The 23,285-nt window shown below is 73.1% G+C and carries 26 protein-coding genes and 1 pseudogene; 13 read left to right on the forward strand and 14 right to left on the reverse strand.

The window, feature by feature from the left end:
- Positions 1-23: 23 nt before the first annotated feature.
- The gene (locus B9W62_RS00860) at positions 24-380 is read right to left on the reverse strand and encodes a hypothetical protein (RefSeq protein WP_256976149.1); all 357 of its coding nucleotides are present in this window, start codon (positions 378-380) and stop codon (positions 24-26) included.
- A gap of 122 nt (positions 381-502) precedes the next feature.
- Positions 503-1,921 carry a helix-turn-helix domain-containing protein gene (locus B9W62_RS00865; RefSeq protein ID WP_107424179.1) on the reverse strand — a complete coding sequence of 473 codons (1,419 nt, stop codon included), beginning with the start codon at positions 1,919-1,921 and terminating at the stop codon, positions 503-505.
- Positions 1,922-2,155: 234 nt separating this feature from the next.
- Between B9W62_RS00865 and B9W62_RS00870 the strand changes: the two genes are divergently transcribed.
- Positions 2,156-2,779, forward strand: coding sequence for a hypothetical protein (locus tag B9W62_RS00870; protein ID WP_087804185.1), 624 nt, complete (start codon positions 2,156-2,158; stop codon positions 2,777-2,779).
- Between the two features lie 93 nt (positions 2,780-2,872).
- On the opposite strand, the gene B9W62_RS00875 is transcribed toward B9W62_RS00870, so the two are convergent.
- Positions 2,873-4,192: a tetratricopeptide repeat protein gene (locus B9W62_RS00875; RefSeq protein WP_087811673.1), complete on the reverse strand. Its 1,320-nt coding sequence runs from the start codon at positions 4,190-4,192 to the stop codon at positions 2,873-2,875.
- Positions 4,193-4,362: 170 nt separating this feature from the next.
- On the opposite strand from B9W62_RS00875, the gene B9W62_RS00880 reads away from it, so the two are divergent.
- Positions 4,363-5,274 carry an SDR family oxidoreductase gene (locus B9W62_RS00880; RefSeq protein WP_087804187.1) on the forward strand — a complete coding sequence of 304 codons (912 nt, stop codon included), beginning with the start codon at positions 4,363-4,365 and terminating at the stop codon, positions 5,272-5,274.
- A gap of 75 nt (positions 5,275-5,349) precedes the next feature.
- Here B9W62_RS00880 and B9W62_RS00885 read toward each other — a convergent pair whose 3' ends face one another.
- A complete protein-coding gene (locus B9W62_RS00885) occupies positions 5,350-6,282 on the reverse strand; it encodes an alpha/beta fold hydrolase (RefSeq protein WP_087804189.1) in 933 nt (310 codons plus the stop codon).
- A gap of 166 nt (positions 6,283-6,448) precedes the next feature.
- On the opposite strand from B9W62_RS00885, the gene B9W62_RS00890 reads away from it, so the two are divergent.
- Positions 6,449-7,069 (forward strand): TetR/AcrR family transcriptional regulator, encoded by a 621-nt coding sequence (locus B9W62_RS00890; protein WP_087804191.1) that lies wholly within the window; start codon positions 6,449-6,451, stop codon positions 7,067-7,069.
- 66 nt (positions 7,070-7,135) lie between these two features.
- On the opposite strand, the gene B9W62_RS00895 is transcribed toward B9W62_RS00890, so the two are convergent.
- A complete protein-coding gene (locus tag B9W62_RS00895; RefSeq protein WP_087804193.1) occupies positions 7,136-7,732 on the reverse strand; it encodes a hypothetical protein in 597 nt (198 codons plus the stop codon).
- A 370-nt stretch (positions 7,733-8,102) separates the two neighbouring features.
- On the opposite strand from B9W62_RS00895, the gene B9W62_RS00900 reads away from it, so the two are divergent.
- Entirely contained in the window at positions 8,103-9,602 is a 1,500-nt protein-coding gene (locus B9W62_RS00900) for an FG-GAP-like repeat-containing protein (RefSeq protein WP_087804195.1), read from the forward strand.
- A gap of 138 nt (positions 9,603-9,740) precedes the next feature.
- Here the strand turns inward: B9W62_RS00900 and B9W62_RS00905 are convergent, their stop codons facing one another.
- Together B9W62_RS00905 and B9W62_RS00910 are read right to left on the reverse strand one after the other, a co-directional pair.
- Positions 9,741-10,577: an MOSC domain-containing protein gene (locus B9W62_RS00905; RefSeq protein ID WP_087804197.1), complete on the reverse strand. Its 837-nt coding sequence runs from the start codon at positions 10,575-10,577 to the stop codon at positions 9,741-9,743.
- 410 nt (positions 10,578-10,987) lie between these two features.
- Positions 10,988-11,563 (reverse strand): TetR/AcrR family transcriptional regulator, encoded by a 576-nt coding sequence (locus B9W62_RS00910; protein WP_087804199.1) that lies wholly within the window; start codon positions 11,561-11,563, stop codon positions 10,988-10,990.
- A gap of 62 nt (positions 11,564-11,625) precedes the next feature.
- Between B9W62_RS00910 and B9W62_RS00915 the strand changes: the two genes are divergently transcribed.
- The gene (locus B9W62_RS00915) at positions 11,626-12,597 is read left to right on the forward strand and encodes an SDR family NAD(P)-dependent oxidoreductase (RefSeq protein WP_087804201.1); all 972 of its coding nucleotides are present in this window, start codon (positions 11,626-11,628) and stop codon (positions 12,595-12,597) included.
- Here B9W62_RS00915 and B9W62_RS00920 read toward each other — a convergent pair.
- Positions 12,594-13,022, reverse strand: coding sequence for a VOC family protein (locus B9W62_RS00920; RefSeq protein ID WP_087804203.1), 429 nt, complete (start codon positions 13,020-13,022; stop codon positions 12,594-12,596). The genes B9W62_RS00915 and B9W62_RS00920 overlap by 4 nt on opposite strands.
- A gap of 309 nt (positions 13,023-13,331) precedes the next feature.
- Between B9W62_RS00920 and B9W62_RS00925 the strand changes: the two genes are divergently transcribed.
- The gene (locus B9W62_RS00925; protein WP_087804205.1) at positions 13,332-13,826 is read left to right on the forward strand and encodes a MarR family winged helix-turn-helix transcriptional regulator; all 495 of its coding nucleotides are present in this window, start codon (positions 13,332-13,334) and stop codon (positions 13,824-13,826) included.
- Positions 13,823-14,266, forward strand: coding sequence for a MarR family transcriptional regulator (locus B9W62_RS00930; protein ID WP_087804207.1), 444 nt, complete (start codon positions 13,823-13,825; stop codon positions 14,264-14,266). The genes B9W62_RS00925 and B9W62_RS00930 overlap by 4 nt, the downstream gene beginning before the upstream one ends.
- Before the next feature lie 42 nt (positions 14,267-14,308).
- Here B9W62_RS00930 and B9W62_RS00935 read toward each other — a convergent pair whose 3' ends face one another.
- The gene (locus tag B9W62_RS00935; RefSeq protein ID WP_087804209.1) at positions 14,309-14,587 is read right to left on the reverse strand and encodes an Atu4866 domain-containing protein; all 279 of its coding nucleotides are present in this window, start codon (positions 14,585-14,587) and stop codon (positions 14,309-14,311) included.
- 133 nt (positions 14,588-14,720) lie between these two features.
- Between B9W62_RS00935 and B9W62_RS00940 the strand changes: the two genes are divergently transcribed.
- A complete protein-coding gene (locus B9W62_RS00940; RefSeq protein ID WP_087804211.1) occupies positions 14,721-15,572 on the forward strand; it encodes a helix-turn-helix transcriptional regulator in 852 nt (283 codons plus the stop codon).
- An 86-nt stretch (positions 15,573-15,658) separates the two neighbouring features.
- Here B9W62_RS00940 and B9W62_RS00945 read toward each other — a convergent pair whose 3' ends face one another.
- The 4 genes from B9W62_RS00945 to B9W62_RS00960 form a co-directional block, all read right to left on the reverse strand.
- Entirely contained in the window at positions 15,659-15,916 is a 258-nt protein-coding gene (locus B9W62_RS00945) for a helix-turn-helix domain-containing protein (protein ID WP_087804213.1), read from the reverse strand.
- Positions 15,916-16,407, reverse strand: a complete 492-nt coding sequence (locus B9W62_RS00950; RefSeq protein ID WP_087804215.1) for a DUF2975 domain-containing protein — start codon at positions 16,405-16,407, stop codon at positions 15,916-15,918. The genes B9W62_RS00945 and B9W62_RS00950 overlap by 1 nt, the downstream gene beginning before the upstream one ends.
- Positions 16,408-16,480: 73 nt before the next feature.
- On the reverse strand, positions 16,481-17,626 hold the full coding sequence (locus tag B9W62_RS00955) for an FAD-dependent oxidoreductase (RefSeq protein WP_087804217.1): 1,146 nt from the start codon (positions 17,624-17,626) through the stop codon (positions 16,481-16,483).
- A gap of 202 nt (positions 17,627-17,828) precedes the next feature.
- Positions 17,829-18,536: a TetR/AcrR family transcriptional regulator gene (locus B9W62_RS00960; RefSeq protein WP_087804219.1), complete on the reverse strand. Its 708-nt coding sequence runs from the start codon at positions 18,534-18,536 to the stop codon at positions 17,829-17,831.
- Positions 18,537-18,677: 141 nt separating this feature from the next.
- On the opposite strand from B9W62_RS00960, the gene B9W62_RS00965 reads away from it, so the two are divergent.
- Together B9W62_RS00965 and B9W62_RS00970 are read left to right on the forward strand one after the other, a co-directional pair.
- Positions 18,678-20,204 carry a sensor histidine kinase gene (locus tag B9W62_RS00965; RefSeq protein WP_179235288.1) on the forward strand — a complete coding sequence of 509 codons (1,527 nt, stop codon included), beginning with the start codon at positions 18,678-18,680 and terminating at the stop codon, positions 20,202-20,204.
- Positions 20,205-20,211: 7 nt separating this feature from the next.
- On the forward strand, positions 20,212-20,892 hold the full coding sequence (locus tag B9W62_RS00970; protein WP_087804223.1) for a response regulator transcription factor: 681 nt from the start codon (positions 20,212-20,214) through the stop codon (positions 20,890-20,892).
- Between the two features lie 42 nt (positions 20,893-20,934).
- Here B9W62_RS00970 and B9W62_RS00975 read toward each other — a convergent pair.
- Positions 20,935-21,573, reverse strand: a pseudogene (locus tag B9W62_RS00975) (phosphatase PAP2 family protein); the annotation flags it as partial.
- Between the two features lie 144 nt (positions 21,574-21,717).
- On the opposite strand from B9W62_RS00975, the gene B9W62_RS00980 reads away from it, so the two are divergent.
- From B9W62_RS00980 to B9W62_RS00990, 3 genes are all read left to right on the forward strand, one after another.
- Complete coding sequence (locus tag B9W62_RS00980) at positions 21,718-22,290, forward strand: GNAT family N-acetyltransferase (RefSeq protein ID WP_179235289.1); 573 nt, start codon at positions 21,718-21,720, stop codon at positions 22,288-22,290.
- Between the two features lie 10 nt (positions 22,291-22,300).
- A complete protein-coding gene (locus B9W62_RS00985) occupies positions 22,301-22,639 on the forward strand; it encodes a hypothetical protein (protein WP_087804226.1) in 339 nt (112 codons plus the stop codon).
- 158 nt (positions 22,640-22,797) lie between these two features.
- Complete coding sequence (locus B9W62_RS00990; RefSeq protein WP_087804228.1) at positions 22,798-23,253, forward strand: SRPBCC family protein; 456 nt, start codon at positions 22,798-22,800, stop codon at positions 23,251-23,253.
- Positions 23,254-23,285 lie beyond the last annotated feature (32 nt).

A 23,285-nucleotide genomic window follows, 5' to 3' on the forward strand; every position in this document is an offset into this window, starting at 1 on the left:
GGAACGCCTCCCTCGGCGCCTCTTCACCGGCCGCCGCACGGGTCCCCGCCCGCGGGCACCGGCTCGGTGTCGACGGCCAGGCAGGAGGAGTACACCCGCGTCGGTACAGACTCCGGCTCCGGTGCCACGGCTCTCCGGTCGCCGCTGAAGTGGTCGCGAACCTCGTCGCCGCAGTCTTCGGCGCCGGCCCGGGACCGTGTGAAGGCCAGCACGCCGCCGTCATCACTGCCTTCCTGCCTGTTCTCGGCCAACTGCGCCTCGATGCGCGCGATGTACCCGGCGCACTCGGCACTGACGGGCTTCTCGTTCCGCCCGGACTGCGGATCAGGTGACGGCGACGCATTCAGGGCGGCGGTCGTCGCGATACCGGCTGCGCCCAACAGGACCCACGCAGCGGCCCACGTACGGCGGCTCGTCCGAGATGACTTGGGCATCCAGGCATCCTACGAGCACCGCGGCCGGGGCATCCGGGACAGCCGGCCGAGCAGCTCACGGGCTTCCGCTAGCTGTACGGCCTCCACTGGCGTTCCAGGGTGTCGTACGTGTATCGGGGCAGGCCCTCGATGGCGCTGGTGCGGAACGGGCGACCGTTGTCGTCGATGCGGGCGGTGCCCGTGCGGCCCTGGGAGGACCAGTCCAGTTCCAGGTACCAACGGCAGTCGCACGAACTGGTCTCGGCCGTGATCAGCAGCACCTCGGGGTCCTTCGCGGAGACACGGTAAGGCATGCGCACGGCCGGGATCGGAGTGCCGGAGTCGTTGCCGGCGACGGCGCGGGCGATGGGACGGTCCTGGTCCAGGTCCACGGCGAAGTACCGGGGAGTGATCGAGCCGCCGCAGCCCTGGTCCATGGCGTAGGCGTTCCCCCCGGCCGGCGCCGTACGGCCGACCACGCGCACGCGCAACTCCTCCAGCACGACGGCCGTGTCGCTCCGCCCCTGCACCGACAGCTGCACGAGGGTCTCGCGGCCGTGCACCGCGTTCTGCGTCGCCGCCCACGGCGCCGCGTCCTGGGGTGCGGGCGGCGGGGGGACCTGGCCCGGGGGTTTGGCGACGACGTAATCGTGGCCGCAACCCAGCTCCCAGGCCTGCGAGTTGGCCGACCAGGTGAGCGGCGGCGCGGCGGGCCGTCCGCCGGGGGACGGGGCGGATGTCGCGCCGGACGGCTGAGCGGCGCCCGGCTTCCTCTTCGGGGTGGCGGTGCCCGGGGCCCGCTCGGTGGCGGTGGGGGCGGTCGGGGCGGTGCTCGGGCCGGGCGAGGTCTCCCGTCGCCCGGGCGCCCTGGCCTCGGCCGGACCGGACGCCGTCGGACCGGCGACCCGAGCGGGACCGTCGGCCGACGTCCGCCGCCCCTCCGGCGGCGCGGCCAGCGCACCGAGCGCGGCGAGCACGGCACAGCCGCAGGCCAGCGAGGCCACGACGCGGCCACGGCGGTACCACGGGCGGCGCGCAGGGTGCGCTTGGGCGGCCGGGCCGCCGGCGGCCCTCGGCGCTGCGTCCGGTGCGGCGGCCGGGTCCCCGTCGGCCTTCGGCGCCGTACGGGGTCCGGTGGTGCCCTCCCCCGCCGGGTCCGATCCTTCCGCCGCGTCGTTCACGGCCTGCGCCGCCGTGGCGTCGGGCGCGCTCCGCGTCGTGTCCGGCGTACGGGGCCGGTGGCGGGATGCCACGGCCAGGAGCCAACGGCGGTGGAGTTCCAGGCGCTGTTCCGGGCTCGCCCCGCACAGGGCCGCGAAGCGTTCCACGGGGGCGAAGTCGAGCGGCACCGCGTCGCCCGCGCAGTAGCGGTGCAGCGTCGAGGTGTTCATGCCCAGGCGGCGGGCCAGCGAGCCGTAGCTGCGGTCCGTGCGCTCCTTCAACGCCCGCAGCAGGGCCGCGAATTCGGCCACCGCGTCGATGCCGTCGCCGTCGTCCTGTGCCGTCACAGGTCCACCCGTCCTCGTACGACCCCGCCCGGCCCGGGACGGTGTCCCAGGCACTTCATGTACCTGCACGTCAGACGGGCTGGGATGGTTCCACCGGGTGCGATCCGGCGTCGGCTGTTGCGCCCGGACGCCGGGACGGCTGATGCTCTTGGTGCCGCGTCGAGCAGGCCCGGGCCGACCAGCCGGCCTTGCCGCGGCATCCACGTCCACGCACTCACGCACGGGGGAACGCCCATGTCCATGCGCAGTCGAACGAGCGCTCTCACCGCTCTCGCCGTTGCCGCCCTCGCGGCGGGTTCGGTCCTCACGGCACCGACCGCGGGCGCCGCGCCGCGGGCCGGCGCGCCCGCTTTCCTGTCGGCGTCCCAACTGCCGCCGCACCCGACCTCGTCCTGGACCGCCGGGCCGGTCGCCCACGGGTTCCCGGACGCACTCGGTCTGTGTGTGGGCACGGAGGGTGTGCCCGCCTACGACTACCGGCACCGGCAGTTCTGGACGGACCTGGACACCGGCGCCGTGCAGGTGACCGTCGTGACGGGCACAGCAGCTCAGGCCAAGGCCCTGGCGAAGCACTACGACGACCTGGTCCGCACCTGCGCCGACCGCATCGAGGAGTCCTCGCCCGACGTCGAGGCCGAGGGCCGCGACTACGGCACGCTGCCGGTCGAGGAGGGCGCGCGCGTCCGCGGCCTGCACACCGAGACGTCCTGGGGCGCCACCGACATCGCCCTGCTGTCGGTCGGGCGGGACGGCAGGACCGTCACCGTCGTCAAGTGGGGACAGATGGGCGACTTCCACGACGCGCCCGTGGCCGCCTTCAAGAAGACCACGAGCACGGCCGTCGCCAAGCTGTACTGAGCGGGCGGGCTCCTCAAGACCGGGGCCGTCCTCCCGCCACGGGGGTGGGGAGGACGGCCCCGAATCAGGCACACCCGGGTGCCGGTGGGCGCGTCAGCGGAAGCGGGAGCTGGAGACCGGTCCCGCGGAGGACAGGCCGGCGCGGTCGGCCCGCAGCCAGGTGCCGCGGACGGCGGACACGAAGTCGGTGAGTGCGCCGACCGGGTCGGCGGGTGTCGAGCCGTCCCCTTCGTCGGGTGTGGCGTCGGCGGCCAGGATGTCCGCGGCGATCTCCTCCTCCGGCCTGCTGTCGGGCGCGCCGCGCTCCACGTCGCCGTCCTCGCCGGCGCGCAGTTGCCCCGCCCAGGGTGCCGTCGCCGACTGGTGCAGCAGGGTGACGCAGTCGGCGGTGACCGCCGGCGGGTGGGTCCAGTTGCTCGCGTGTTCGTGCAGGATCTGGCCCGGCGTCCGCTCGTGGAGGCGGTCGAGGATCTCGGGTCCCTGCTCGGCGTCGGCCAGCTGCTTCAGGTCGTACGCGACGACGAGCGTGTCCTCGCGGTCGGGTGCGAAGGGCTTCGCCGGCAGGTCCAGCAGTCGGGCCGCCGCGAGTCCGAGGATGCGGCTGCCCCGGTCGGGCAGCAGGGACACCGACGTGGGGCGCGCTCCGGCGGCGTCGAGGACCGCCTTCAGCCGCACCAGGCCGCGCAGGCACTGGTCGTGGGTGTCCTGGAGCCAGGCGTACCGTCCGGTCATCCCCGCGTCGAACCCGTACGGGGACAGGGTGGTGAGCACCGTGCCGCCGATCACGTACTGCCAGCCCCGCAGATCGGTGGCGTCCAGCGGGCTCACCCCGCCCGCCCCGGTGGCTCGCTCCAGCATCGCGCGCTGGCGGGCCCGCGCGGGCAGCCACACCTCCTCCCGCGGCTCGGGCAGCCGCGCGTCGTGCCGGCGGGCCAGGGGGAGGTCGCCGGCCATGACGGCGTTGAAGACCAGCAGATAGCGGTCCGGCCAGTCGATGAGTCCGCTCTCGTGCGCGACGAGGGCGTCGACGGCCTCGCGGTGCCGGCCCTCGCGCTCGTACGCCGCGACCAGTTCCCGCAGGATCCCCGCGGCGTCCGGCGCCCGCCGCAGCGCCGCGCGCAGGGCGGGTATCGCCAGGTAGGGCACGCCGCGCTCGATGCAGGCGTACCCGAAGTCGTAGAGGACGGGGACCTTGGGAGCTCGGGCGGTCAGGGCTTCGGACGCGGTGCGCAGATCGTCGAAGCCGGCGCCTTCGGCGGCCCGGGCGACCACGAGGGCGAGCTCGTCGAGCGGCAGGTCGTCGGTGCCGTGCCGCAACTGGCGCAGGGCGCCCGGGACGTCACCCTCGTCGAGGGCGTGCCAGGCCTGGAGGAGTTCGGGAGTCTTCGGGCGGCGATTCCTGCGCGAGAACATGCCTCGGATCTTCACCGATGGTCCGCCTCCTCCTCAACCGCATTACGCGGGCCGCGCCACTCGGGCATCCGTGCCCGAAACCGCGGGCGGGTACGGCCGGGTTTGTACCGGGGGTCCGGTGGGATACCCGGCTGCCGAGCGTGACCCACGTCCTCAGGAGGCTCACGGACATGCAGCACGACGACCGGACCGCAGACACCGACCCGCAGGTGGGCGCCGAGCCGAAACCGCCCTACCCCAAGCAGCGGCAGCAGGCACCGGGGCTGGAGCGTGACATGCGCCCGCGGCCTCGCTACGAGGCGAAGCGCTACCGTGCGGCGGACAAGCTCCGCGGCAAGGTCGCGCTCATCACCGGCGGTGACTCGGGTATCGGCCGTGCCGTCGCGCTGCTGTACGCGCGCGAGGGCGCGGACGTGGCCGTCGTCTATCTCCCCGAGGAGCAACCGGACGCCGAGGAGACCCGCGACGCGGTACAGGCCGCGGGACAAAGGTGCCTGCTGCTGCCCGGTGACCTCGCCGACGCCGCGTTCTGCCGGGAGACGGTCGAGCGGACCGTGCGGGAACTGGGCGGTCTGAACATCCTGGTGAACAACGCGGCGCACCTGAACAGCCAGACCGACCTCTCGCAGCTCAGCTTCGAGGACTGGGACAGGTCCTTCAAGGTCAACGTGTACGCCTACTTCCACCTGGTACAGGCGGCACGCCCGCACCTTCGGGCCGGCGACACGATCATCGCCACCGCCTCGGAAGAAGCCCTCAGGGGCAGCGACACCATGCTGGACTACGGGGCGTCGAAGGCGGCGCTCGTCAACTTCACCAAGTCCATCGCCCAGCATCTCGCCAAGGACGGCATCCGCGCGAACGTGGTCGCGCCCGGTCCGACCTGGACGGTGCTGAACGTCGCCGACCCGCACATGCCGCAGGACGGTCTGGCCCAGCTGGGCACCGAGGGCCCGCTCGGGCGGGTGGCACAGCCGGAGGAGATCGCGCCGACCTACGTGTACCTGGCCTCCGACGCCGACTCCAGCTTCACCGCCGGCGAGATCATCGCCGTCACCGGCGGCATCACCACCACCGACTGACCGGCCCGGCCTCCGGGGCCGGGCCGCCACGTCCCTGCCCGGACGCCTCGGCTCCGGGCGTCTCGCCCTCGGGTCTCAGTCGTCATCGGTGATGAAGGCGGTCAGTGCGGCAACAACGGCAGCGGGCTGTTCGTCGGGGATGAAGTGTCCCGCGTCCGGCACGACGACGCCGGTGGCGCGGTCGGCCCAGGGCCGGATGGACGCTGCCATGTCGGGGATGGAACCGTTGCTGCTGGAGATCCCGAGCACCGGGACCGTCAGGCGCTGTCGTTCCAGCGCCTCGTGGTTCTTCCGCGCCGACTCAGCGGCGTCCCGGTAGTAGGCCAGGGATGCCCGGAGGCCGCCGTCGGCGGCCACGGCCGCGGCGTACCGCTCGATCTCGGCGTCGTCGAAGGTGTCGGAGGAGAGGGTCTTGGCCTTCAGGAACCAGCCGACGTACTCCCGTTCGCGGCCGGCGAGCAGTGTCTCGGGCAGGTCGGGCACGAGGTGGAAGGCGAAGTGCCAGGTCTTCCACGCCTGTTCGGGGTCGGTCGGTATGGCGTCGGGGAGTGTGATGCCCGGGATGCCGGCGTCGAGCAGCGCCAGGCCGTGCAGCCGACCCGGGTGCTGCAAGGCGAGGGAGAAGGCTACCCACGCGCCGATGTCGTGGGCCACCAGCCAGTATGTCGAGACGCCGAGCGCCTCGACCGCCGCGTGGACGTGCGCGGCGACCGTGTGCGTGTCGTAGCTGATGTCCGGGCGTTCGGAGTGGCCCTGGCCCGGCAGGTCGATCGCGATCACCCGGCATCGGCCAGCCAGGTTCGGCATCACCTTGCGCCAGGCCCACCAGGTCTGCGGGAACCCGGCGAGCAGCACGACCGCCGGACCGTCCGGCCGACCGCCCTCGACGGCGTGCAGCCCGACGCCTCCCGCGTCGACCCAGCGGTGGGTGAACCCGGCCAGGCCGGGCAACGGCAGGTCGCGGACCGGGTTGTCGAAGCCGCGCGGGGCGCTTGCGGGGTCGTTCATGACTCTCCTCCACGGGTGCGAGGTGTGTGGCGGCCTGCCGGGGGCGTCAGGCGTGCCGGCCGGGCGGGCCGCGCTCAGGTCCTGACCCTAACCCATCTTGAACTGGTTGGTTCAAGATGGGAGGATGGTCTCCACCGAGGAGGCAGAGCACGCGGGAGGCGCCGGGATGGCGGGCAGGAAGCAGTTCGACATCGCGGCGGCGCTCGATGCCGCGATGATCCAGTTCTGGCGGGCCGGCTACGCGGACACGTCGGTGGACGACCTGTCCCGGGCGACGGGACTGAACCGCAGTTCCATCTACTCCTCCCTCGGGGACAAGGACACCCTCTTCCTGCGCTGCCTGGAGCGCTACAGCACGCGCTACGGCGAAAAGTACGACGCCGCGTTGTCCTGCGCCGCCGACCGGCCGCTGGCAGCCGCGCGGGCGTTCTTCGACGTCACGCTGGAGCGCATCGCGGACCCCGGCCTGCCCGACGGGTGCCTGGTGGCCCAGACCGTCATGGCGAGCCCTGCACTGAGCGCGGGCGTCGCGGCGCGCGCACGTGAGGCGATCGGCTTCCAGCACACTCGGCTGCGGGCCGCTTTGAAGGCCGGCCGCCTGGACGACGAGGCGGCCGATTCCCTCGCGACCCACCTTGCGGCCGTGAACCAGTCGCTCGCCGTCATGAGCAGAGCCGGAACGAGCGCGGAGCAGCTGCGCGCCGTCGTCGACGTGGCCCTCGGCGCGGTCGCCCAGCGTGTCGGCGCGCGGGACCGGCACGCGGCGGCGGGGCCGCGGCCCCGCTGAAGACGGCCGGCCGTTCCGCCGGTTGCGCTGCCGAGTGCGGGCCGGTGGCAGTGCCGGCCGGGTCCTCTACTCCTCGGACGCCTCGTCGACTCCGAGATCGTGGCGCATGGCGGCTCTCAGGTCGGACAACAGGGCCCAGGACATCTCCGTCTCGACCTCCAAAGCACGCAGTGCCTCGTCGTCGGGACCGCCGCCCGCCGCCAGCCTCTTCAGCAGGCCGTAGGTGCTGTTGAGCTGATGGTTGGCCGCCCGGGCGTCCGCCAGCACGGCGGCAGGCACGATCATCTGTGCTTCGGCGTAGCTGTCGCGCAGGGCCAGGCGCCGTTCCTCGAGCTGCGCGACACACGCGTCGATCTCCGCGCCGTCCCGGGCGCGCAGTACGTGCATCAGATTGATCTGCGCGGTCTGGTACTGACGCGCCGTGGTGTTCAGGGCGATGTAGCAGGCCCGGCGGAGATCGATCAGTTCGCGTCGCGCCGTGCTGCGGGCTTCCTCTTGCCGTACCTGTTCGGCATGGGCACGGTCCTCGCGCTGCTGGCGGGCGGTCACGTCCAGCTCATGACGCTTGAGCCGGTCGGCTCTGCTCTGGGTCAGCAGGGCCGCGCCCAGGGTGCCGATGACACCCACGACGGCCACCACGAGCGCACCCCAGGTCTGCCCCACGGCTCCTCCCCCCACCTCGGACCGGCAGGGCGCCGGGCTTGCCCCGGCCGCACCCCGCTCGTGTCGATCATCAGGATCATAGAGACCCCGGCGGGGCGGCCGCGTCGGGGTTCGGTGTCCCGGCAGGAGCGGCCGTCCTGGGTCGGCCTGGCCTGGGCCGCCGCGTTCGCCGTCGCCGGCCTGCTCGTCTTCCGGCTGCGTACCCGTACCCGCCGCCACTCGTACTGACCGGCTCCGACCGTCGGTCGTCATCGTGGCGGAAGGGCGCGTACAACCTTCGGCGACCCGGGGATGTCTACTCGGTGAACGCAGCACGGTCCGTGCCCCCACCGGGCAGCCGTGGGCATTCTTGGACCAGGGAGGCCCTCCCGTGCATCACCTCAGACGAGCGGCCGTCACCGCCGCCGCACTCATCACCCTCGCCGGCGGCGCGGTCGTCGCAGCGCCCGCGTCCCAGGCCGCTGTGCCCTTCCCGTCCATCGGGTGGCAGCAGCGCAACTGCGACTACGACGGCAACGGCTTCGACGACGTGCTGACCGGCGCCCCGGGCGCCACGGTGAGCGGTGCTTCGGGCGCCGGCTACGTCACCGTGCAGTACAGCTCGTCCAGCGGACTGAGCACGACGAAGAAGAGCGTGCTCCACCAGAACGTCTCCGGCGTGCCCGGCGGCGTCGAGACCGGCGACCGTTTCGGCGGGGCCGTGGCCTCCGGCGACCTGGACAACGACGGGTACGACGACGCGGTCGTCGGTATCCCGGGCGAAGACCTGGCCGGACTGCCCGACACGGGCGGGGCCGTCGTCTTCTGGGGGTCACCGACCGGGCTGCACGTCTCCGACAGCACCTGGCTGGAGAGCGGCGACCCACGGGCGGGGGCCCACTTCGGGCGGGCGGTGGAAGCGGCCCGGTACTCCGCCCCCGACCCGGCGGACCCGAACGCCGACCCTCGTGACTCCCTCGCCGTCCTGGAGGACGACGCCCTGCTGTTCCTCACCCTCACGCCCGGTCAGGCGGCACAGCGCCCGACGCTGTCGGAGCACCGCGTGCGGGCGAGCGACCTCGCCCCGGCGGGCACCGGCTTCGAGTTCCGCAGCCTCACGCACGGCAACTACAACGAGGACTCCTGGTCCGACCTCGCCGTCTCCGGCGTCACCACCGGCCAGGAGCCCGGCGTCGGCACGGTGCGTGTCCTGCACGGCGCACCGGACATCTCCGGTCTCGGCGACGGGGGTACGTTCCCGGGTGGTCCGGCCGTCGTCTCCGGCGACTGGGACGGCACCGGACAGGACGACCTCGTCATCGGCAACACCGCGGCCGGCGCCCCGACGGGCGGGGGCATCACCCTCTACCTCGGCCGCGGCGACCTGTCCGGCCTCGAGCCCGAGCCGGCGCAGTACTGGACGCAGGACTCTCCCGGCGTGCCCGGAACCGCGGAAGCGGGTGACCAGTGGGGCGCCGAGCTGTCGGCCGGGGACACGGACGGCGACGGCCACCCCGACCTCGCCGTCGGTGCGCCCGGCGAGGACATCGGCACCGTGGCCGACGCGGGCGCCGTGTGGGTGCTGCGCGGCGATCCGACCGGGTTCAGCGGCGTCGGGGTGAAGAGCTTCGACCAGCAGCTCGCCGACATCCCCGGGGTGGCGGAGAAGTCCGACCGCTGGGGCGGCCAGGCCCGGTTGATCGACGCCAACAAGGACGGCCTCTTCGGGCTCCTGGCGGCGGCCCCGGGCGAGAACACCGACGACGGCTTCGTCTGGGTCGTGCCCGCGTCGTCGTCGGGCCTCGTCGCCCGCGGCACCTGGACCTACGACGGGGCGCGTCTCGGAGCGCCGACGGCCAACGCGCTGTTCGGGGCCGCGATCGACGAGTAGCGGTGCCTGGCGGGGGAGGCCGCCGGTCCCAGGCGGCGGCACCCGTGGGGAGGCCGCCGGCCCCAGGGCGGCGGCCTCCCCCGCACACACGAGCACGGACCGGCGGGCGGTCCGCGCGGCCGGACCGCGGCCGTCGCCTCACATCTCCGAGGCTCCCCACCGGGTGACCACCACCGGGTCACCGACGGACACCGTCCCCGGTCGGACGACGGCGAACTTCGCGCCCAACGCCAGCCCGCCCTCGGTACGGCGATAGCGGGCCAGTGTGCGCAGCGGCTCCGGCCCCACTCTGCGTGCCGAGCGCTGGTCAACGGTGGTGACCACGCACCGCAGAGCGAGTTTCGCGTAACCCAGTTCGCAGTCGCCGATCGTCACGCGGCGCAGCAGGTCTTCCGTGTGGGCGTGCTCCCAGCCGTCGACGACGATGTTCGGCCGGAACCTCTCCATCGGAACCGCCGGCTTCCCGGCCGCCCGCAGCTTGTCGTTGAGCAGGGCCACGGAAGCCTCCGACAGGAGGTGAACGGCGCTGCTGTCGGCGTAGCCTGAGGTACCGGGTGTGTGTCCGTCGGTCACGCGCCGGTGGTCCGGCGGCACTCCGACCAGGCGGCTGGCCTCGCCGACCGCCTGCGACAGCCACTCCCCCACGACGGGCCCCTGATCGATGCCGCAAAAGGGCTTGCCGAACAGGTCCACCGAGCGGCGGGGACCGTCCCGGACGACGGCGAAGGACAGCGGTGCCAGGTCCGGGTGGTGCAACGACATCCGGGAACCGTCCGGGCTCACCTCCGGCGTGATGAGTGCGAGCTGCGGATGGCGGCGCTGGGTGCGGTAGACGCCGTTCCCGTCCACGACGAGGAAGGCACGGTCGTGCGTGATCCCGGCCGGCGTGATCACCGCCGTGGTGGGGTGGACGGCGGCACAGCCCTTGACCGGGTAGGAGGCGAGTTGCGCTATCCGTGCTTCGAAACCGGTCACTGTTCAGGCCACCACTCTCGTCGAGCGGGCCGTGCGCGTTGCCCGCGCGTGGGCCTGCGTGCCGGCCCTCTTCCTGCGACTCACTGGTGGCCTCCTTCGGTTGACGCGGTGCACCTGCCGTCGCGCGGGGTCGCGTGGCAGAACAAAATAGGACCAAATCCCTCGACCTCCACGGTCGTTGGTGGTCGGGCCGCAGCTGCCCGGGCATCCCGTGGATGTCGGACAGTACTGCCGTCCCTGTCATCTCACCGTCATGCCGTACGACGCGGTCGGGGCCGACGACGAGGATGAGGCGTTTGACGCGCAGGCTCTGCCCGGCCCGGAAGGCGCCGCGCTCGTCACCCCCTAGAGCGCCGGGAAGGCGCGGAGGTCCCAGCACCGACGGTCGCCGCGCCCGGCCGTCCGCGGCCTCAGCGCAGCAGGAGACCGATGGCCACGGCCAGGCGTTCGAGGTACGAGTCCCTCGACGGGACCTGATGCTTGAGGCCGATCGACGTGCTGATCAGCGTCTGTGCGACGGGGAGGGCCGCCTTCCGTCCCGACTCGGCGGCGATCGCGTCCGCGATCAGTTGCTCGAAGCGCCGCGGCGCGGTCTCGACGATCTCCCCGAGGATGCCGGGGTTGTCCTCGATGACCCTCGCGGCATCGTGGGTCAGTGGACCACCGATGTAGCGGCCCGCCCACTGGTCGAACGCCTCGACGAGTCGCGTGGGCAGGGGGCGGCCGCTGTCCGCGAGGACCTGTTCGACCGCGGCGATGTCGCGGTCCAGGGTCTGGGTGACTGCGGCGCGGAACAGGGCCTCCTTCGAGGAGAAGAGGAAGTAGAGGCCGGGCCGGGAGATGTGCGCCGCCCGCGCCACCTCCTCCATCGACGTCTTGCGGTAGCCGAATCGCGCGAACGTGGTCATGGCGGACTCCAGGACCATCGTCCGGCGGTCGGCGTCAGCTGCTGTCGGGGACGGGCGGCCGCCGTCGGGACTGCTCATGGGGCGAGCATACGAGCACCAGTCGCATTATACAAATGTCGTCTAGTTCGTATAGTGGCGGCATGGACACTCGCCGGCTCATCTCCACGCCCTTCACCTCTTCCAGCACGGCGGACGACGTGGTGGCGGGCCTCGACCTCACCGGCGTCCGCGCGATCGTCACCGGAGCTTCCTCGGGGCTCGGCGCCGAGACGGCTCGCGCGCTGGCCGCTGCCGGGGCGGACGTGACGCTCGCGGTCCGGAACACCGCCGCGGGTGACGCCGTCGCCGAGACGATCGGTACGTCGACCGGCCGGGTCCGGCCCCGCGTCGTGCGGCTCGACCTCGCCGACCGGGACACCGTCGCCCGGTTCGTCGACGCGTGGAGCGGTCCGCTCCACCTGCTCATCAACAACGCCGGCGTGGTCACCGGCGGTCTCGAGCGGACACCCGAGGGCTGGGAGCTGCACTTCGCGACGAACCACCTCGGCCACTTCGCCCTGGCCGTCGGACTGCACCATGCCCTGGCCCGGGGAGCGGCGGACCGCGACGGAGCACGGATCGTCTCCGTCAGTTCGACGGCGCACATGCGGTCCGGCGTCGACTTCGACGACCTCCACTTCGTGCGCCGCCCCTTCCACCCGCAGCTCGCCTACGCCCAGTCGAAGACGGCGAACTCCCTCTTCGCCGTGGAGGCGACCCGCCTGTGGGCGTCCGACGGGATCGTCGCCAACGCGGTGAACCCCGGCGGTGTCGCGACGGGGTTGCAGCGGAACTTCACGCCGGAGCAGAAGGCGTCGCTCGACGCGGCCGAGGCCGCCGGAGTCTTCACCTACAAGACGGTCGAGCAGGGGTCCGCCACCACTGTCGTCGCCGCCGTCGCTCCCGAGTTCGCCCGCTCCGGAGGCCACTATCTCGACGACGGGCAGGAGGCCTGCACGGTGCCCGACGACGCCGACCTCGCGCGACACCCGCACGGTGTCAAGGAGTGGGCGCTCGACCCCGCCACCGCCGAGCGCCTCTGGACCGTCTCCGCCGAGCTGCTCGGCCGCTAAGGGCGGGTGTAGGGCCGGGTCATGACCTCCATGTTGTGACCGTCCGGGTCGTCGAAGTAGGCGCCGCGGCCACCGAACAGGCGGTTGATCCTGCCGGGTTCGGTGTGGCCGGGGTCGGCGTAGTAGGTGACCCCGAGCGTCTCCAGGCGGGCGACGACGGGGTCGAACCGCTCGTCGGGAACGAGGAAGGCGTAGTGCTGCGACTGGATCGGCTCGTCCCTCTTCTCGTAGAAGTCGAGGGTCACGCCGTTGCCGAGGTCGACGGGCAGGAACGGCCCGAACGGGGCGCCGACCCGCACGCCCAGGACCGCGGCGAGGAACTCCGCGGACAGGTGCCGGTCGCTCGCGTAGACGGCGGTGTGATTCAACTGGACGCCGGCCGCCGACAGGTCGGACGCAAGCGGGTACTGCTGGTCAGTGGACATCAGTGGGGTGTCTCCGGTCTGGGGAGCCGCTGGACTGAGGCGCCCTGTGCGGGCGCTGGGACTCGGAAGCGGAGAAGGGGGGCGGGGCTCTTGCCCGCCTCGCGCTCACGCCGAGGCCGGGAACCTCACTCGTGCGTGGCCCATGGCCGACCCGGCAGTCACCCGGTCGACATTAGTGACCGGCACCGGCGGTGGCAACGTCGTTTCCCGGCCGTACCGGCCCGGGAAACGAGCCACCGCGGCACCGGAGTTCGCAGTCGACGGTCCAGATAGTAGCCATGGCGATAGTAGCTATGTACTCTATTCGTCATGAGCAAAGGTTCGACGGGCCCCACGCCCGGTTACCTGGTGTGGCGGCTCGCCAACAAGTGGCGCGTCGCGGTCGACCGCGCGGTGGCTCCACTGGGACTCACTCACGCGCAGTACGTACTGGTCGCGTCGCTGCACGGCATGCAGCGTGGCGGAGAGCGGCCCAGCCAGCGCCGACTCGCCGACCACACCGGCCTGGAGGCGCTGTACGTCTCGAAGCTCGCTCGCGCCCTGGACTCGGCCGGACTGATCGAGCGCACCCGCGACCCGCGCGACCCGCGCGCGGTCCAGCTGGCTCTCACCGAGGAGGGGCAGTCCGTCACGCGTCGGGCCATCGTGGTCGTCCAGGAACTCCTCGGGCAGCTGCTGGAGCCGCTCGGTGGCCTCGACACCCCTCGGACGCGCGCGTTCACCGACGAGCTGACGGCCTTGCTCGACGTACCCCTCGTTCCATCCCCGCCGCACCACGAGCGCACCCGGAGGACGACCCCATGACCACCACCGCACCCGCCGCCGACTCCCGCGTCCTCGCCCTGACCCACTACGCGGCCCGCGGCGTCCTGGAGCAGGTCCTCGCCCGGCACGGCGTGACGTTCCAGCAGCAGGTCGCCCTGCGCGCCGCCGCCACCGCCGACGCCCCGCAGACGCCCGGCGATCTCGTCACCCGGGTCCAGGACTCCCTCAAGGCCGACCCGGCCGGCATCCGCGCCACCCTCGACGAACTGCTGGCCGCGCGGCTGCTCGTCGCCGACGGCCCGCACCTTCGCCCCACCGACGCGGGACACGAACTGCTGGCCGCCGTCGGCGCGGAGACCGCACCCTTCACCGCCCGCATCTGGGGCGGGATACCGGCCGCCGACCTGGCCGCCGCCGGGCGCGTCCTCGCCCTGGTCACCGAGCGGGCCAACGCGGAGCTGGTGACGCCGGCCGGCTGACCCCCGAGGCCCTGTGCCCGTCCGGGCACAGCACTGGTCCGCTCACGCGGGCCCCTGCTCGCGGTACAGCACGAGGTGTTCGTGGTGGAGCACGCCGTCCCGCAGGTCGCCGGTGGCGGTGAAGCCGGTGTCGTCGACGTAGTCGAGGTGGTTGCCGGTCACCGTGTACCGGCCCGTGTACGCGCTGCGCCGGTTCCCCCGGGCCTCGTCGTAGCGTCCGTCCGGCAGGAGTTCTTGACGTATGTGGCCGTCCGCGGTCACCCATGTGCCGACCACGTCGGCGTTCTCGGGGTTCCGGTTGCCGGGCGCGTTCGCTGTCATCGGGATTGCCCTCTCGGTGAGCGGTGTGTGCCCGACCGAGTCTGCGCAGGCCGCCCTGGTGCTGCCAGGGCGTTCGCTGCCTGGGTGCGGCACACCCGGGAAGGACGGCGGTCCACCGCCTAGCCTTGGGGGCATGGACGACAACCACCTCGGGGAGTTCCTGCGGGCACGCCGCGCCCGGCTGCGGCCGCAGGACGTCGGCATGGCGAGCCACGGTGTGCGCAGGGTCGCCGGGCTGCGCCGCGAGGAGGTCGCCGTCCTGGCCGGGGTCAACGCCGACTACTACACCCGGCTGGAGCAGGGACGCGAGCGTCATCCGTCCGCGCAGGTACTGGACGCTCTCGGGCGTGCGCTGCTCCTCGACACGGACGCCCTCCTCCACCTGCACCGCCTGGCCGGGGTGGCACCGGCCGGCCGAGGCTCGTCGCACGTCACCGAACAGGTCGGTCCGGCGCTGCGTCAGCTGATGGACGGCTACACCCACACCCCCGCCTTCGTGATGAACCGCGCCCTGGACCTCCTGGCCGCCAACGCCCTGGCCGACGCACTCTTCACCCCCTTCACGCCGGCGGACAACCTGGCCCGCATGATCTTCCTCGACCCGGCGGGCAGGCAGTTCTACCGGGACTGGGACCGGGCCGCCGAAGCCGTCGTCGCCAACCTGCGCCAGGCGGCGGGCTTCGATCCCGAACACCCGCGTCTGCGCGACCTCGTGGACACGCTCACCGAGCACAGTGCCGTGTTCCGGAGCCTGTGGGCGGAGCACTCCGTGCGCGGCAAGACGCGGGACGCCAAGGAGCTGCTCCACCCGGAGGCCGGCGCGCTGTCACTGACGTACCAGTCCTTCGACGTCCGCGACGCGCCGGGGCAGCAACTCGTCATCTACCACGCCGAGCCGGGCAGCCCGTCCGCTCACGCCCTGGCACTCCTCGGCTCCCTGCACGCCGGGCAGCGGCGGTCCGCGGCCGACTCCACCGGGCGGTGAGGTGAGCCCGGCAGCGGGACGCGGGAGCTAGGAGCCCGGACCGGCCGAGGACGTCCGCCCCTCGCTGCCGCCGCGGTGCGCGGAAGTCAGGAGCCCGGACCGGCCGACGCCGTACCGGAGTCGACGGTCTGTGCCGGTGTTCCGGTCTCCCAGCGCAGCAGGTCCCCCGGCTGGCACTCCAGTACCTCGCACAGAGCCGCGAGCGTGGTGAACCGCACCGCCTTGGCGCGGCCGTTCTTGAGCACGGCCAGGTTGGCGGGGGTGATGCCGACCCGGTCCGCCAGCTCGCCCACCGACATCTTCCGCCTGGCCAGCATCACGTCGATGTCCACGACGATCGGCATCAGATCACCTCGGCCAGCTCGGCCCGCATCCGCGACGCCTCCACGTCCCGCGCGACGGCCTGGGCGAGCAGCATCCGCAGCACCAGGACGACCAGCGCCACCCCGAAGACGGCCAGTGCGGCTCCGCCCAGCAGGAGCACGATCCCCGGAGCGACGGCCTCGCCCGGAGCCAGCACGACCCCGAGCGCGAACACCAGCAGCGAGGCGGCCAGGAACGCACCGATCATCAGATGCACGTGCCGGAACGCGGCGAGGGAGAAGACGGTGCCGCGACGCACCATCGTCACCAGCCGCCACACGCAGACCAGGACCACCTGGGCCGCCACCACGCCGAGGACCACGATCGCGAGGATCGGGACGACTCGGCCGGAGAGGTCGCTGTCCTCGACGTCGACGGCCAGCAGGACCGCCATCACCGTCTGCACGAACACCGATCCGGCGAGCAGTGCCACGAGCACGGCACGCAGTGCGAGCACGGTCAGTTTTCCCATCGCCACTCCTTCGATCGAACCACGATGGGAATCTATCGTTTTTCGATAGGCCAGGCAAGGTGTGGCCCTGTGTTCAGGCACCCTCCGTCGGGCCGGAGGTGAAGAAGCCGATCATTCGCTCCAGGCCGTCCTCGCCGAACATGGCGTCCAGGCTGCCGGCGGACTCGACGGCGGAGGCTTCACCGCGCGGGAAGAGCGCCCGCTCGTACGCGGTGAGCGCGGCCTCCGTGTCGCCGGGGTGGGCGGCGAGGGCGAGGGCGAGTTCGGCACCGTCGTACATGGCGAGGTTGGCACCCTCGCCCGCGAACGGGGACATCAGGTGGGCGGCGTCGCCGAGCAGGGTGACGCCGGGCGTCCGCTCCCAGCGGTGACCGACGGGAAGGGCGTGGATACGGCGCGGGGTGATGGTCTCCGCGTGGGCGACCAGGCCGCGCAGACCCTCGTCCCAGCCGTCGAAGTGGGCGAGGACCGCGGCCTTGGCGGCGGCCTGGTCGGTGAAGTCGATGGTGTCGAGCCAGCCCTCGTCCACCTTGAGCGCGGTGTAGGCGTGGAGGCTGCCGTCGGTCTCGCGGTGGGCGAGGAAGCCGCGCCGGTCACCGAGGCAGATGAAGAAGCCGCCGCCGACGAGGGCCGCCCCCCGCGGGTGGCGGGTGTCGGCCTCGTGGAGGTCGGTCTCCACGAAGGAGATGCCCGTGTAGGCGGGTTCGGCGTCCGAGAGCAGCGGCCTGATGCGGGACCAGGCGCCGTCGGCGCCGACGAGCAGGTCGGTGGTGAGAGTGGAACCGTCGGCGAAGGCGACTTCGTGCCGGCCGTCACCCAGCGGCCGGGCGCCGGTGGCCTTGCGGCGCCAGTGGACGGTGCCGTCGGGCAGGGAGTTCAGCAGCAGGTCCCGCAGGTCGCCTCGGTCGACCTCGGGACGACCGCCGTTGCCCTCGTCCGCCATGTCGACGTGGACGGTGCCGTCGGGGCCGACCACCCGCATCGCCTGACCGCCGCCGTGGATGATCTTCCGGAACTCGTCGTAGAGGCCGGCGGCGCGGATCGCCTGCTGGCCGTTCTCCTCGTGGATGTCGAGCATGCCGCCCTGGGTGCGGGCCTGCGGGCCCGCCTCCAGGTCGAAGACCGCGGCCTCGATCCCGTTGACGTGCAGGACTCGGGCGGCGGTGAGACCGCCGAGGCCGCCGCCGATGATCGCGACGGGGTGGTGTTCGTTGCTCATGGCGGCCTCCGGAGGGTGCGCTGGCGGGGTACGGGGGGGGGCGGACCTTCGGTCGCCCCGCCTCAAGCTTAACGAACATGTTCGTAGCGAACAAGTTCGCAGCGGGTCGTGAGTCGTCCGACCAGCCGGTCGGCCGGTCTACATGGCGTGGCGTGGTGTGGTGTGCCGGGGCGTGTTGTGGCCGTGATGTGCCCGGCGGCTCTCAGCCGGCCGTGCCCTGCGCCGGGCCGGGGACGGGTGTGCGGGTGATCCCGTTGACGAGGACGTCGAAGGACCAGCGCATGCGGTCCTGGGCGGAGCCGCCGATCAGGTCGGGCATGTGCGCGGTGATCGCGGGGTGGGTGGTCTGGTCCGCGGCGCGCAGGGCTCGGACGGTGGAGTTCCAGTCGTCGACGGACGCCGGGTCGTGCTCGTGGGACGCGTGCTCGGCGGCGGTGGCGGTGGCGTCCTGCAAGAGCTTGTCGACGCCCCAGGCGACCTGTGCCCGAGGGGCTCCGCTGCGGGAGAGCAGCTCGAGGATCCGTTCCACCAGCCGCAGGTAGTTCTCGCCGCTGGGGCGGGCGACCAGCGCCGACCGGGCGAGCTGAGGGTGTGCGAACAGGACGAGGGTGTACGACGTCAGCACGGCGCGCAGCTGCTCGCGCCAGTCGTCCTCGGCGCCCGCACCGGTGAGGTCGACCTCGCCCAGCAGCGCGTCCAGTACGGCCGCGTGCAGTTCGGCGGTGTTGGCCACGTAGACGTAGAGGGAGGCGGGACCGGTGTCCAGCTCCTGCGCCAGGCGGCGCATGGTGACCTTCCCCAGGCCCTCCGCGCGCATGATCGCCACCGCCGTGTCCACGATCCACCGCCGGGACAGCGCGGGTTTCGCCGGGCGCTCCCGGCGGCTGACCGGGTCTCTTCTCTCTGACATGGTCCCGATCGTAACGAACACGTTCGTCGGGCGGGACGGCCGCCGTCCGGCGTGCGGGCCGACGCGGCGCGGGGCGGGGCGGGCGCGGATTGGACTTTCGGCAGTGGTCGGACGGGACCCGAGGTCCGTACCGTCGCCTCCGTGGAGAGCACAACGACCGACAGCGTGACCGCACCGACGACCGGAGCCGCCGTCACGCGGTGGACTCGAGATCCCGGAACCGCCGTCACGCGGTGGACTCGGGACCCCGGAACCGCCGTCACGCGGTGGGCACGAGACCCCGGGACCCTGCTCACCGCGGCCACCGCGCTGACGGCCGGTCTGAGCGCGACGAACCTGTGGTGGTCCGTCCCGACCGCCGTCACCGCGTTCCTCGCGGGGCGGCGGCCCGGGCGGACGGCTCCGACCGCGCTCGCCCTGGTCGCGATCCTCGCGGCCGGGGTGACCGCCCTGTCGGTCGTTCCCGCGTGGCTCCCGTTGGCGGGCCGGTTCGTGACCGTGGTGGTCGCCGCCACGATGCTGCCCTGGTTCGCGGGCCGGTTCTGGTGCCAGTACCGGCAGCTCGTCCGGGCCGGGTGGGAGCGTGCCGGTCAACTGGAGCGCGAGCAGCGGCTGATCGCCGACCAGGCCCGTTCGCGCGAGCGGGCGCGCATCGCGCAGGACATGCACGACGTACTCGGCCACGACCTCAGCCTGATCGCGCTGGCGTCCGGCGCGCTCAAGCTGGCGCCGGACCTCGCGGAACACCACCAGCGGGCGGCGGCGGACATCCGCGCGCGAGCGGCCGCCGCGGTGGACCGCCTCGGCGAGGTGATCGGTGTCCTGCGGGAGGAGACCGGCACCACCGCGCCCGGCGCCGACGGGTCCAGTCTCACCAGGCTGACCACCGAGGCGGCCGAGGCCGGGCTCGCCGTGGAGCTGCGCATCGACGGCGAGGCGGACGACCTGCCGCCGGTGGTCGGGCGGGCGGCTCACCGGGTCGTGCAGGAGGCCCTCACCAACGTGGCCAAACACGCGCGGGGCGCGAGGGCGACCGCCCGCGTGACCCACACGGCGACGGAAACCGAGGTCGTCGTGGCGAACGGCCCGCCGTCGGACCCGGCCTGCGGGCACCTCCCGCCCGGCGGTGGCGGACGAGGCCTGATCGGCCTCGAAGAACGTGTGCGGTTGGCCGGCGGTTCCTTCGGCCACGGACCGCGCGACGGCGGCTACGCGGTCGTCGCGCGCATCCCGCACGCCCCCTCGCCGCCCGCACAGCCGCCGCTTGCGCCCCCGGTCCCCCGCGGTGGCACCCTGCCGCAGGAACACCGCCGTGCCCGGCGACGGCTCGGCCGGACCGCGGTGGCCGCGGTGATGGTGCCCCTCGTGACGGGAGCCCTGCTGAGCGGGGCGGTCGTGGTCTGGGAGACGAGGTCGGCGGCGCAGTCGGTCCTGGACCCCCGGGACTACGCCCGCCTGGAGGTGGGGCAACCTCGATCCGAGGTACGGCGTCTCCTTCCGGAGCGGCAGACCGACCACCGACAGCCGGCCGACGAGCCCACGGGAGACGGCACGACGTGCGAGTACTACGCGATGACCGCCGACCGGTTCGACGACCGGTCCGGCGACGCCTACCGGCTCTGCTTCCGCCGGGGCACCTTGGTGTCCCTGGACACGGTCACCCCGTGAGCGCGCGATGATCCGGGTGCTGATCGCCGACGACGAGCCGATGATCCGTGCCGGGGTACGCGCCGTCCTCGCCACCGATCCGGACATCGACGTCGTCGCGGAGGCCGCCGACGGGCGCGACGCCGTGGAACTGGTCCGACGGCATCGTCCCACGGTGGCCGTCCTCGACATCCGCATGCCGGGCGTCAACGGCATCGACGCCGCCGCGGAGATCCGCGCCACCGTGCCGGGCACGGGTGTGATCATGCTGACGACCTTCGGCGAGGACGACTACATCCTCGAGGCGCTCGGTGGCGGTGCGGCGGGCTTCCTGATCAAGTCGGGCGAACCCGAGGAACTGGTCGCCGGAGTCCGCGCGGTGGCCGAGGGCGCCGCCTACCTGTCACCGAAGGTCGCGGCCCGGGTCGTCGCGCACCTCGCCGCCACGGGCGCGGGCGCCCTGGCCGGCCGGCGCTCCGCCGCCCGCCGGCGGGTCGCGGCGCTCACCGCCCGGGAGGGAGAGGTCCTGGCCCTGCTCGGCGGCGGCCTGTCCAACGGGCAGATCGCCCGGCGACTCCATGTGGTGGAGGGGACGGTCAAGGCCCACGTGAGTTCCATCCTGGCGAGGCTGGGCGTCGACAACCGGGCCGCTGCCGCGGTCGTGGCCCACGAGGCCGGCATCATCGCGCCGCGGCCGTCCCCACCGTGAGGCCACCCGCTGGGCGAGGGGCAGCGACGCGAGGAGCACCGCGGCCACCACGGCCCCGCCGAGCGCCGCGCCGGCGAGCACGTCGTGCGGGTAGTGCACCCCCACCAGCACGCGCAGGAGCGCGGCGGCCCCGGCCAGCGGCAGCGTGACCACGCCCAGGCGGGGGCGCAGCACGGTGAGGCCGACCGCCAGCCCGGCGGCCAGGGTGGCGTGGTTGCTCGGGAACGACCAGTCCCCCGCCACCGGGCACTCGGCGACCGCCTCGACCCCGGCGCCGAGCGCCCGGCACGGACGCTCCTCGTCCACCACGAGCTTCACCGCCTCACTCACCGCGTAGGCCGCCACGGTGCCCAGCCCGGTCAGTACCGTCCCGGCGGCCGCTCGCGCGTCCTTGCGGCGGACCGCCGTCCACCACACGGCGAGCAGCAGCAGTCCCAGGATCACGAGCGTACCCTCGGTGGCCACCTCCAGAACGGCCCCCGTCCACGCCGGCGCGTCCGCCAACACCCCCGTCACCGACCGGTACGCGGACGCCGAAGCCCCACTGGTCACCTCTACGGCACCGGGCTCGCCCAGTCCGCCGGGGGACAGCCACGCGACCGCCCCTGCTCCCCCACCCAGAAGGGCCGGCACGCCGAGCAGCCGTCCGGTCCCAACCTTGTTTCGCGGTTCTCGTTCCATGATCTGAACGTAGAAGCGCGTGCCGCGCGGAACCCGGGCCGAACGGCTACACCGGCCCTTGACGATCGTCAGGGTTGACAGCCGTACGCGCACAACGCGCGGAACCCGACCCTGCGGTGGGCCCGGGGCTGTTAGCCTCCGCGCATGTCAGACCTGGGTTCCATCGCCTGGCCGCCCGCGCCGATCAGGACCGCGAGACTCGTGCTCCGTGCTCCCGAGGCCCGGGACCGTGCGGCGTTCGTCGAGCTGCTGGCGTCGCCGGAGGTGCACACCCATCTCGGCGGCCCCCGGCCGCGTGAGGAGCTTGAGCGGGAGCTGCCCGGAACACCCGCCCGGTGGCCGGGGAGTTTCGTCGTCGATCTCGACGGGGCGATGATCGGCCAGATCCTGCTCAGGCGAACCGCGGAACACCATTGCCCGGCCGCCGTGGGGAAGGTCGATCTCGGCTATCTGTTCCTGCCGCGGGCATGGGGACGCGGATACGCCACCGAGGCGTGCGCGACGGCACTCGACTGGCTCGACGGTGTCCTGCCCGGCGAACCGGTGGTGCTCACCACCCAGACCGCCAACACCGGCTCGATGCGCCTCGCGGCGAAGCTGGGGTTCACCGAGGTCGAGCGGTTCCGGGCCTGGGACGCCGAGCAGTGGCTCGGCCGGCGGAGCGACCCGCGCGAAGCGCACCGTGCCGGTGAGCCGGCGCGGACCCCGCACCGGTGAGGGAGGACCCGTGAGCGGGGACGATCCGCACGTGCACGTGGTGGCGAAGGTGCCTTCCGACGACGCCGCGGTCCGCAACGTCCTGGCCTCCGCCTTCGGCCTGGCCGGCGACCTGCCCGGTGTCGTCACCACCGGGTGCGGGCTGCGCGTGCCGTACGCGGCGACCTCGGCGCGCCCGGATCGCGTCACCTGCCTCCCCTGCCGTGAGCACGCGCGACGCGAGCACCTGCGCTTCGCCGACGAGGTCGAACGGCTGAGCGGCATGCCGGGGTCGGCGATCGGTCCCGCTCAGGGGCGGTCGGCATCGGCACATCACCGGGACCTGGCGCGGCGGTTCTCCGAGGCGTAGGGCCGCAGCCGGGGTCCCCGGGGGGCTCGGCAGCCGAACGCGACGGCCCGTTCCCGCGGTGTTCCTCCGGACGGCCGCGTGTCCCGGCGCGTTCCCCGGGGCGGCCGGATCACCGGGCTAGTGTCGGCGTTCCGTCGTCCCGAGGGAGCGTGTTCAGCTTGGCCCGCAACCGCCGCCTGATCCTGAGTACCCCGTCCGAGGTCTGGAGCCTGCTGTCCGACGGACACCGCTACGGGGAATGGGTGACCGGCACCCAGCAGGTCCTCGCCGCGGACCCGCACTGGCCGCAGGTGGGCGCCCGGCTGCGCGTCAGGGTCGGTGTGGGCCCGCTGGTCCTCGACGACACCTGCGTCGTGCGCGTCTGCGAACCCGGGCGTCGCCTGGAACTGGAGGCGAAGGCCGAACCGTTCGGCGCAGCGCGCATCGCCATGAAGCTGATGCCATGGGGTGATGCCACACTCTTCGTTCTCGACTGGCACGCGCTGAGGGGTCCCGGCATCCGGATGCACGGACTGCCCGTGGACTACCTCGTCGAGGTCCGCAACGGCATGATGCTGACCAAACTGGCCAGGATCGCCGTCCGGGAGCACGACCGGACACCGCAGCGGGGCTGAGGGGCACCGCTCGGACCCGCTCGGGCCGCTCG

The organism is Streptomyces sp. CS113, from assembly GCF_002188365.1.
GTDB lineage: Bacteria > Actinomycetota > Actinomycetes > Streptomycetales > Streptomycetaceae > Streptomyces > Streptomyces tendae.

Excerpts from the sequence above, each read along its gene's own strand:
- B9W62_RS00880 (WP_087804187.1), top strand. The coding sequence starts at position 4,363 with ATGCAGCACGACGACCGGACCGCAGACACCGACCCGCAGGTGGGCGCC.
- B9W62_RS00925 (WP_087804205.1), top strand. The coding sequence starts at position 13,332 with ATGAGCAAAGGTTCGACGGGCCCCACGCCCGGTTACCTGGTGTGGCGG.
- B9W62_RS00890 (WP_087804191.1), top strand. The coding sequence starts at position 6,449 with ATGGCGGGCAGGAAGCAGTTCGACATCGCGGCGGCGCTCGATGCCGCG.
- B9W62_RS00980 (WP_179235289.1), top strand. The coding sequence starts at position 21,718 with ATGTCAGACCTGGGTTCCATCGCCTGGCCGCCCGCGCCGATCAGGACC.
- B9W62_RS00960 (WP_087804219.1), bottom strand. The coding sequence starts at position 18,536 with ATGTCAGAGAGAAGAGACCCGGTCAGCCGCCGGGAGCGCCCGGCGAAA.
- B9W62_RS00945 (WP_087804213.1), bottom strand. The coding sequence starts at position 15,916 with ATGCCGATCGTCGTGGACATCGACGTGATGCTGGCCAGGCGGAAGATG.
- B9W62_RS00875 (WP_087811673.1), bottom strand. The coding sequence starts at position 4,192 with ATGTTCTCGCGCAGGAATCGCCGCCCGAAGACTCCCGAACTCCTCCAG.
- B9W62_RS00935 (WP_087804209.1), bottom strand. The coding sequence starts at position 14,587 with ATGACAGCGAACGCGCCCGGCAACCGGAACCCCGAGAACGCCGACGTG.
- B9W62_RS00910 (WP_087804199.1), bottom strand. The coding sequence starts at position 11,563 with ATGAGCAGTCCCGACGGCGGCCGCCCGTCCCCGACAGCAGCTGACGCC.
- B9W62_RS00940 (WP_087804211.1), top strand. The coding sequence starts at position 14,721 with ATGGACGACAACCACCTCGGGGAGTTCCTGCGGGCACGCCGCGCCCGG.
- B9W62_RS00915 (WP_087804201.1), top strand. The coding sequence starts at position 11,626 with ATGGACACTCGCCGGCTCATCTCCACGCCCTTCACCTCTTCCAGCACG.
- B9W62_RS00970 (WP_087804223.1), top strand. The coding sequence starts at position 20,212 with ATGATCCGGGTGCTGATCGCCGACGACGAGCCGATGATCCGTGCCGGG.
- B9W62_RS00870 (WP_087804185.1), top strand. The coding sequence starts at position 2,156 with ATGTCCATGCGCAGTCGAACGAGCGCTCTCACCGCTCTCGCCGTTGCC.
- B9W62_RS00920 (WP_087804203.1), bottom strand. The coding sequence starts at position 13,022 with ATGTCCACTGACCAGCAGTACCCGCTTGCGTCCGACCTGTCGGCGGCC.
- B9W62_RS00955 (WP_087804217.1), bottom strand. The coding sequence starts at position 17,626 with ATGAGCAACGAACACCACCCCGTCGCGATCATCGGCGGCGGCCTCGGC.
- B9W62_RS00930 (WP_087804207.1), top strand. The coding sequence starts at position 13,823 with ATGACCACCACCGCACCCGCCGCCGACTCCCGCGTCCTCGCCCTGACC.
- B9W62_RS00950 (WP_087804215.1), bottom strand. The coding sequence starts at position 16,407 with ATGGGAAAACTGACCGTGCTCGCACTGCGTGCCGTGCTCGTGGCACTG.
- B9W62_RS00885 (WP_087804189.1), bottom strand. The coding sequence starts at position 6,282 with ATGAACGACCCCGCAAGCGCCCCGCGCGGCTTCGACAACCCGGTCCGC.